Annotated in this window: 6 protein-coding genes; 4 read left to right on the top strand and 2 right to left on the bottom strand. The window is 74.1% G+C overall.

What is annotated here, in order from left to right:
- Positions 1-26: 26 nt before the first annotated feature.
- Together ACFTQE_RS19395 and ACFTQE_RS19390 are read right to left on the bottom strand one after the other, a co-directional pair.
- Complete coding sequence (locus ACFTQE_RS19395; protein ID WP_376926604.1) at positions 27-1,673, bottom strand: glycerol-3-phosphate dehydrogenase/oxidase; 1,647 nt, start codon at positions 1,671-1,673, stop codon at positions 27-29.
- Positions 1,640-2,236: a TetR/AcrR family transcriptional regulator gene (locus tag ACFTQE_RS19390; protein WP_376926603.1), complete on the bottom strand. Its 597-nt coding sequence runs from the start codon at positions 2,234-2,236 to the stop codon at positions 1,640-1,642. Before ACFTQE_RS19390 ends, ACFTQE_RS19395 begins: the two co-directional genes overlap by 34 nt.
- 20 nt (positions 2,237-2,256) lie before the next feature.
- Here ACFTQE_RS19390 and ACFTQE_RS19385 point away from each other — a divergent pair, with 20 nt between their 5' ends.
- The 4 genes from ACFTQE_RS19385 to ACFTQE_RS19370 are packed head-to-tail and all read left to right on the top strand — an operon-like array spanning position 2,257 to position 7,328.
- Positions 2,257-3,942 carry an FAD-binding oxidoreductase gene (locus ACFTQE_RS19385; RefSeq protein WP_376926602.1) on the top strand — a complete coding sequence of 562 codons (1,686 nt, stop codon included), beginning with the start codon at positions 2,257-2,259 and terminating at the stop codon, positions 3,940-3,942.
- A 1-nt stretch (position 3,943) separates the two neighbouring features.
- Positions 3,944-4,912 carry a diacylglycerol kinase family protein gene (locus ACFTQE_RS19380; protein WP_376926601.1) on the top strand — a complete coding sequence of 323 codons (969 nt, stop codon included), beginning with the start codon at positions 3,944-3,946 and terminating at the stop codon, positions 4,910-4,912.
- Positions 4,909-6,558: a GMC oxidoreductase gene (locus ACFTQE_RS19375; RefSeq protein ID WP_376926600.1), complete on the top strand. Its 1,650-nt coding sequence runs from the start codon at positions 4,909-4,911 to the stop codon at positions 6,556-6,558. Before ACFTQE_RS19380 ends, ACFTQE_RS19375 begins: the two co-directional genes overlap by 4 nt.
- Before the next feature lie 50 nt (positions 6,559-6,608).
- A complete protein-coding gene (locus tag ACFTQE_RS19370) occupies positions 6,609-7,328 on the top strand; it encodes a flavodoxin family protein (protein WP_376926599.1) in 720 nt (239 codons plus the stop codon).
- The last annotated feature ends 28 nt before the right edge of the window (positions 7,329-7,356 follow it).

The following is a 7,356-nucleotide window of genomic DNA, read 5'->3' as shown; positions in this document are numbered from 1 at the left end:
GGGGCCGCCCGTTCTGCGTGCCGGCGTCAGCCGAGGCGGGCGGTCGCCTCCTCGACGATCTCGGCCACGGGGCCGTGCGCTCGTTCGCGGTCGGCGGCGACGAGCCCGATGCGGGTGCGGCGGTCGAGCACGTCGTCGACGTCGAGCGCACCCTCGGCGAGCACCGCGAACTCGATCTCGGCACGTGCGACGTCGAGGCCCGGCGCGATGCGCTCGGCGTGGTCGGCGCAGCGGGCCAGGTCGAGCACAGCGGATGCCTCGGTGCCGAAGCGTGCCACGAGGGAAGCGGGCAGCTCGGCGCGGGTGCGGGTGGGGCGGTCGGCCGCGGTGTTCGCCGATGCGCTCGCCGGGGGAACCGCGGAGCCGGGTGCGCCCACCAGTGCGAGCGACTCGGTGCGGCAACCCGGATCGGTGAGGCCGGCGTGACGGCATGCGAGGTCGACGGCGTCGCGGGCCATCGCCCGGTAGGTCGTGAGCTTGCCGCCGAGCACGTTGAGCAGTCCCGCCCCCGAGACGGCGACGTGATGGCGGCGGGAGATGTCGGCGGTCGAGCCGTCGCCGCCCGTGTCGATGAGCGGGCGCAGCCCGGCGAACGCGCCGAGCACGTCGTCTCGGCCGAGCGGCCGCTCGAGCGCGGTCGACACGGTGCGCAGCAGGAACTCGATCTCGGCGTCCTGGGGCTGCGGCACGTCGGGCACCGGCCCCGGGGCGTCCTCGTCGGTGAGGCCGACGACGACCCGCCCGAGCTGCTGCGGCAGCGCGAAGACGAAACGACTGATCGATCCGGGGTGCGGCACGGTGATCGCGGCGGACGGATGACCGAGGGCGGCCGCGTCGAGCACGAGGTGCGTGCCCCGGCTCGGCCGCATCCTGATGCCGGGGTCGAGCTCGCCCGCCCACACGCCGGCGGCGTTCACGACGACCCGGGCGCGAACGCGCACCGAGCCGCCGCCGATGGCGTCGTCGAGGGTCGCGCCGTCGGCCTCCGCCTTCGAGACGCGGACCCGGGTGAGCACCGTCGCTCCGTACGCGGCGGCCGTGCGGGCGAGTGCCACGACGAGCCGGGCGTCGTCGACGAGCTGGCCGTCGTGCGAGAGCACTCCGCCGCGCAGGCCCTCGCGGCGCAAGGCGGGGGCGAGCCGCAGCGCCTCGTCGCGGCCGATGCGGCGCGGGTGCGCCAGCACGTCGCCGGGCGTGCGGGCGAGCATGCGCAGGCCGTCGCCGAGCCCCATGCCGACGCCGCCGAACACGCGCTGCTTCGCAGTGACGGCGGGCACGAACGGCAGCAGTTGGGGCAGGCTCCGCACGAGGTGCGGCGCCACGCGGGTCATCAGGACATGACGCTCCACGGCGCTCTCGCGCGCGACGGCCACGTCGCCGGTGGCGAGGTAGCGCAGCCCGCCGTGCACGAGCTTCGAGCTCCAGCGGCTCGTGCCGAACGCCAGGTCGTGCGCCTCGGCGAGCACGACCGACAGCCCGCGGCTCGCGGCGTCGAGCGCGACGCCCGCGCCCGTGACGCCGCCGCCGATGACGAGGAGGTCGACGGGGTCACGGCGCTCGGCGAGGGCATCGAGCTCACGGGACCGCCGGGTGGCGTTCAGCGCAGGGGAGTGCCGTGGCGCCGGGGCACCGGCGGGGGTCAGGGGCGCAGATGTCCGTCGAGTGCGTGCCACAGTTCGGTGCTCCAATTCGGCTCGTCGATGAGGGCGGAGACGGTGTTGTGCGAGAGGATCGCCGACTGGGCGATGAGCAGCAGCATGACGGCGAGGTCGCCGGGTGCGCCGGCGCGCACGGTGCCACCGCGCTGTGCGACCTCGATCGCGGCGGCCAGCCACAGCAGGATGACCCGCTGGCTCGAGCCGATGCGATGCAGCGTGTAGCGGGTGAACACCTCGGGCTCGCGCTCGAGGAGGCGCCCGTAGAGCGGGTCGGTGCGGAACAGCTCGGAGAAGCGCAGCACGTCGCGGACGATCTCGTCGCGGGACCGCGCGGGCTCGGGGAACTGCTCGATGAGCGAGACGGTGGCACGGTGCAGGACGGCGCGCACGATCTCGTCGGCGCTCGACCAGCGCCGGTACACGGTCGGCCGGCTCACCCCGGCGTCGCGGGCGACCTCGGCGACGGTGACGCCGCCGACACCGCGGGCGGCGATGAGTGCGGCCGCCGCGTCGAGCATGCGCGTTTCGGCCTCGCTCCAGGCGGGGCGGTCGAGCTCGAGTGCTTGACGATCTTCCATGATGTGTCACACTGTAACGCATGGTCGACGAAGACGGCACCGCCCCCACGACGCCGGGCGAGACATCCGCCCCCGCCCCCCTCGATGCGCCGATGCGCTGGAACGGCTGGGGCGACCCGGCGAAGGCGAAGGAACTGCCGCTCGCCGTGCGCACCCTGTTGCCGATGATGCTCGGGCGCACGCCCAAGCCCACGCCCGCGGCGAAGCTCGACGAGGTCGAGCTCGCGCCCTCGCGACTCGACGATGCCGATCGCGCCGCGCTCGCCGCGATCGTCGGCGGCGCGCACCTCGCCGTCGACGCCGAGACCCGCCTGCGCCACGCGGGTGGCAAGTCGACGCCCGACCTGCTGCGCCGCCGTGCGCGACAGCAGGATGCGCCCGACGCCGTCGTCTCGCCCGCCGATCACGCCCAGGTGCTCGCCGTGCTGCGCCTCGCGAGCGAGGGCGGCATCGCCATCGTGCCCTTCGGCGGCGGTACGAGCGTCGTCGGCGGCCTCGACCCCGAGCGCGGCGCGCACCACGCGGTGATCGCGCTCGACCTCCGCCGCCTCTCGGGGCTCGTCTCGCTCGACCCGGTCAGCGGCGAGGCCGTGCTCGGCGCGGGCACCACCGGGCCCGAGGCCGAGCAGCTGCTCGGCGCCCACGGCTTCGAACTCGGGCACTTCCCGCAGAGCTTCCGCTACGCGACCCTCGGCGGATTCGCCGCCGCCCGCTCCTCGGGGCAGAACTCGGCGGGCAACGGCCGCTTCGATGCGATGGTCACCGGCCTCCGCGTCGCCACGCCCACGGGCGAGCTCGAGCTCGGCCGTGCGCCCGGCTCGGCCGCCGGCCCCGACCTGCTGCGCGTGTTCCTCGGCTCCGAGGGCGCCTTCGGCGTCATCACCGAGGTGCGGCTGCGCGTGCACCCCGTTCCCGCCGTGCAGCTCGCCGAGGCGTGGAGCTTCCCCGACTTCGCCACCGGAGCCGAGGCGCTCCGCCGGGTCGCCCAGCTCGGCGCGGGGCCGACCGTGATCCGCCTCTCCGACGAGGCCGAGACCGGTGTCTCGCTCGCCCAGGTCGGGCGCATCGGCAAAGCCCTCGCGAAGGGTGCGAGCGCCATCACCGTCTTCGAGGGGGAACCCGAGATCGCCGCAGAGCGTCACGCCCGCACCGCGGCCGTGCTGCGTGCAGCGGGGGCGACCTCGAATGGCCCGGCCGCCGCCGAGGAGTGGGTGCACGGCCGCTTCAACGCCCCGTACCTGCGCGACGCGCTGCTCGACCACGGCGTCTTCTGCGAGACCCTCGAGACGGCGACCACGTGGTCCAACCTGGAACGGCTGAAGCGCGAGGTCACCGCCGCGATCACCGACGGCTTCGCCGCGCAGGGCGCGAAGTCGCTCGTGCTCTGCCACGTCTCGCACATCTACCCGACGGGCGCAGCGCTCTACTTCACGATCATCGCCGGGGTGAAGGGCGAGCAGCTCGCCGGCTGGGAGCCGGTGAAGTCGGCCGTCAACGACGCGATCATGGCGAACGGCGGCACGATCAGCCACCACCACGGCGTCGGCCGCGACCACGCACCGTGGCTCGAACGCGAGGTCGGGGCGGTCGGCATCCGCCTGCTGCGTGCGATCAAGGCCGAGCTCGACCCGACCGGCATCATGAACCCGGGCGCGCTCGTCGCCGCGGGCGAGCCGGTCGACCCCGCCGAAGCCGGGAGCCGCTGACATGCCCGGGCACATCGTCGTGCTCGTGAACCCCAGCTCCGGCCGCGGCCGTGGCGCCGAGGCGGGCGAGCGTGCCGTCGCGCGGCTCCGCGAGCTCGAGTCGCACGGTGCGCACGCCGCCGAGCTGCGCGTGGTATCGGGCGCCTCGGTCGACGACACCCGCCGCCTTGCGGCCGAGGCCGTCGCATCGAGACCACGGGCCCTCGTGATCGTCGGCGGCGACGGCACCCTCTCCTCGGTGCTCGACGCCGTCGTCGGCTCCGGCGTGCCGCTCGCGCTCGTGCCCGCGGGAACCGGCAACGACCTCGCCCGCGCCCTCAGGCTGCCCTTCGAGGGGCACGAGGCCGCGGCGGCGGCCGCCGAGCTCGCCGTGCTCGGCGCCCCCCGTGCGATCGACGTCGGCGAGGTCGAGTCGGCAGCGGGCTCCAGGCACTTCCTCACCGTCGCCGCGCTCGGCTTCGACGCGCACGTCAGCGAACGCACGAACCGGCTGCGCTGGCCGCGCGGTCGCGCCCGCTACTACCTCGCCCTCCTCATCGAACTCGCCCGGCTCCGCCCCATGCGGTTCGAGTTCGGGGTCGACGGCGGACCGCTGCGCTCGGCACCCGGCACGCTCATCGCGGTCGGCAGCACCCGCAGCTACGGCGGGGGCATGCCCGTGTGCCCCGCGGCGGTGCCCGACGACGGCCTGCTGGATGTCACGCACGTCGGCCCGCTCGGGAGGGTGAAGCTCGCCCGGCTCTTCCCGCTGCTGCTGCGCGGCGTGCACGTCGACCGCCCCGAGGTCGCGACCACGCAGGCGACGCGCGTCGAGGTGGATGCCCCAGGGCTCATCATCTACGCCGACGGCGAGCGCGTCGGGGCCGGGCGGGCGACGATCAGGGTGGTGCCGGGCGCGCTCACCGTGCTCGTGCCCGCCGGGAACGGCGGCGCCGTCGCCGCAGCGGCCGGCCGCGAGGCATCCGCATGACCGCCCGCGCCTTCGATCACGACGTCGTCATCGTCGGGTCGGGCTTCGGCGGCTCGGTCGCCGCACTCCGCCTCGCCTCGAAGGGCTACCGGGTGCACGTCTTCGAGGCGGGCCGCCGCTTCGCAGACGCCGACTTCGCGAAGACCTCGTGGGACGTGCGGCGCTACCTCTGGGCGCCCGCGATCGGATGCTTCGGGGTTCAGCGCATCCACAGGCTGCCGCACGTCATGATCCTCGCCGGAGCGGGCGTCGGCGGCGGATCGCTGAACTACGCGAACACCCTCTACGAGCCCGGCCCCGCGTTCTTCGCCGACCGGCAGTGGCAGGGCATCGCCGACTGGCAGGCCGAGCTCGCCCCCCACTACGCGACGGCCAAGCGCATGCTCGGCGTCGTTCCCGAGTATCCGCACTCGGGTCCGGTCGAGCAGATCATGGCGGATGCCGCGGCCGATCTCGGCGTCGGCGAGACGTTCCGTCGGGCGCCCGTCGGGGTGTACTTCGGCCGCCCCGGCGAGACCGTCGCCGACCCGTTCTTCGGCGGCGAGGGGCCCGAGCGCACCGGGTGCACGCTCTGCGGCAACTGCATGGTCGGCTGCCGGGTCGGCGCGAAGAACACGCTCGCGAAGAACTACCTCGCGCTCGCCGAGCGGCTCGGCACCACGATCGAGCCGCTCCGCACGGTCGTCGAGGTGCGCGAGCGCCCGGGCGGAGGCTTCATCGTCACGACGGTGCGGAGCGGTGCGTGGTTCGGCCGTGATCGCCGCTCGGTGACCGCCGAGCAGGTCGTGTTCGGCGCCGGCACGTGGGGCACGCAGCAGCTCCTGCACCGCATGAAGGACTCGGGCGCCCTGCCGGGGCTGTCCGATGCGCTCGGGCACCTCACGCGCACGAACTCCGAAGCCCTCGACGGCGCGGTCGCGGTGTCGGTGCCCGAGGGGCTCGGTCTCGCGAGCGGCGTCGCGATCACCACGTCGTTCCACGTCGACGAGCGCACGCACGTCGAGAACGTGCGGTACGGGCCGGGGTCGAACCTGATGGGTGCCCTGGCCACCGGCCTCGTGCCCGGCGGCCGCCCCCTCCTCGGGCGGCTCGGTGCGCTGATCGGCGGGGCGCTGCGTCATCCGATCACGACCCTGCGCGTGAGCTCGTTGCGCCGCTGGAGCGAACGCGGCATCATCGCGCTCGTCATGCAGACGGCCGACAACTCGCTCACGCTCTCGCTCCGCCGCCGATTCGGTCGCCCGGTGCTCACGAGCGCCCAGGGGGAGGGGGAGCCGAATCCGAGTCACCTGCCCGGCGCGCACCTCGCCGCCCAGGCGATCGCGGCACGCATGCAGGCGGCCGGCGGTGTGCCGGCATCGGCGCGGGGCTCGTGGCCCGAGGTGTTCGGCATCCCCCTGACGGCGCACTTCCTCGGCGGCGCCGTCGTGTCGGGCGATCCCGAGCACGGCGTCGTCGACGCGTACCACCGCGTGTGGGGCCACCCCGGCCTGCACATCGTCGACGGAGCGGCGATGCCCGCCAACCCCGGCGTGAATCCATCGCTCACGATCACGGCGATGGCCGAGCGCGCGCTGTCGTACTGGCCGCGCCGAAGCGCCGCCGATGAGCGGCCGACGCAGGAGGAGCTCCTCGGGCGCGGCTGAGGGCGTCGCGGCCCTGTCGGCCGATCCGACCCGCGAGTAGCATCGGCGCCATGGCCGAGTTGCCGGATTTCTCAGACCTTCGGGCCCTCTACGTCAACTGCACGCTGAAGCGGAGCCCCGAGCCGAGCCACACCCAGGGCCTCATGGACGCGAGCATCGCCCTCATGCGCGGTCGCGACGTGCAGGTCGACACCCTGCGGTTCGTCGACCTCGACGTCGCGACCGGGGTCTACCCCGACATGCGCGAGCACGGCTGGCCGGCCGACGCCTGGCCCGAGGAGGTGTGGCCGCTCGTCGAGGCCGCCGACATCCTCGTCGTCGGCGGGCCGATCTGGCTCGGCGACAACTCGTCGATCACGAAACGGCTCGTCGAGCGGCTCTACTCGATGAGCGGCCTGTTCAACGATCGCGGCCAGTACGTCTACTACGGCAAGGTCGGCGGCGCGATCATCACGGGCAACGAGGACGGCATCAAGCACTGCGCCATGAACCTGCTCTACAGCCTGCAGCACATCGGCTACGCGATCCCGCCGGGCGCCGACGCGGGCTGGATCGGCGAGGCGGGCCCCGGTCCGAGCTACCTCGATCCGGGCTCGGGAGGCCCCGAGAACGACTTCACCAATCGCAACACGACGTTCATGACGTACAACCTGCTGCACCTCGCGCGGTTGCTGAAGGATGCGGGCGGCTTTCCGGCCGGCGGCAACCTGCGCGCCGAGTGGGACGGCGGCGACCACTCCGGCTTCGAGGCCAATCCCGAGTACCGCTGACCCATCGTCTCGGAGACGACGAAGGGCC

The sequence above is a fragment of the Agromyces sp. NPDC056965 genome, from assembly GCF_042673425.1.
Taxonomy (GTDB): domain Bacteria; phylum Actinomycetota; class Actinomycetes; order Actinomycetales; family Microbacteriaceae; genus Agromyces.
This window is presented reverse-complemented; position numbering and strand designations above follow the sequence as displayed.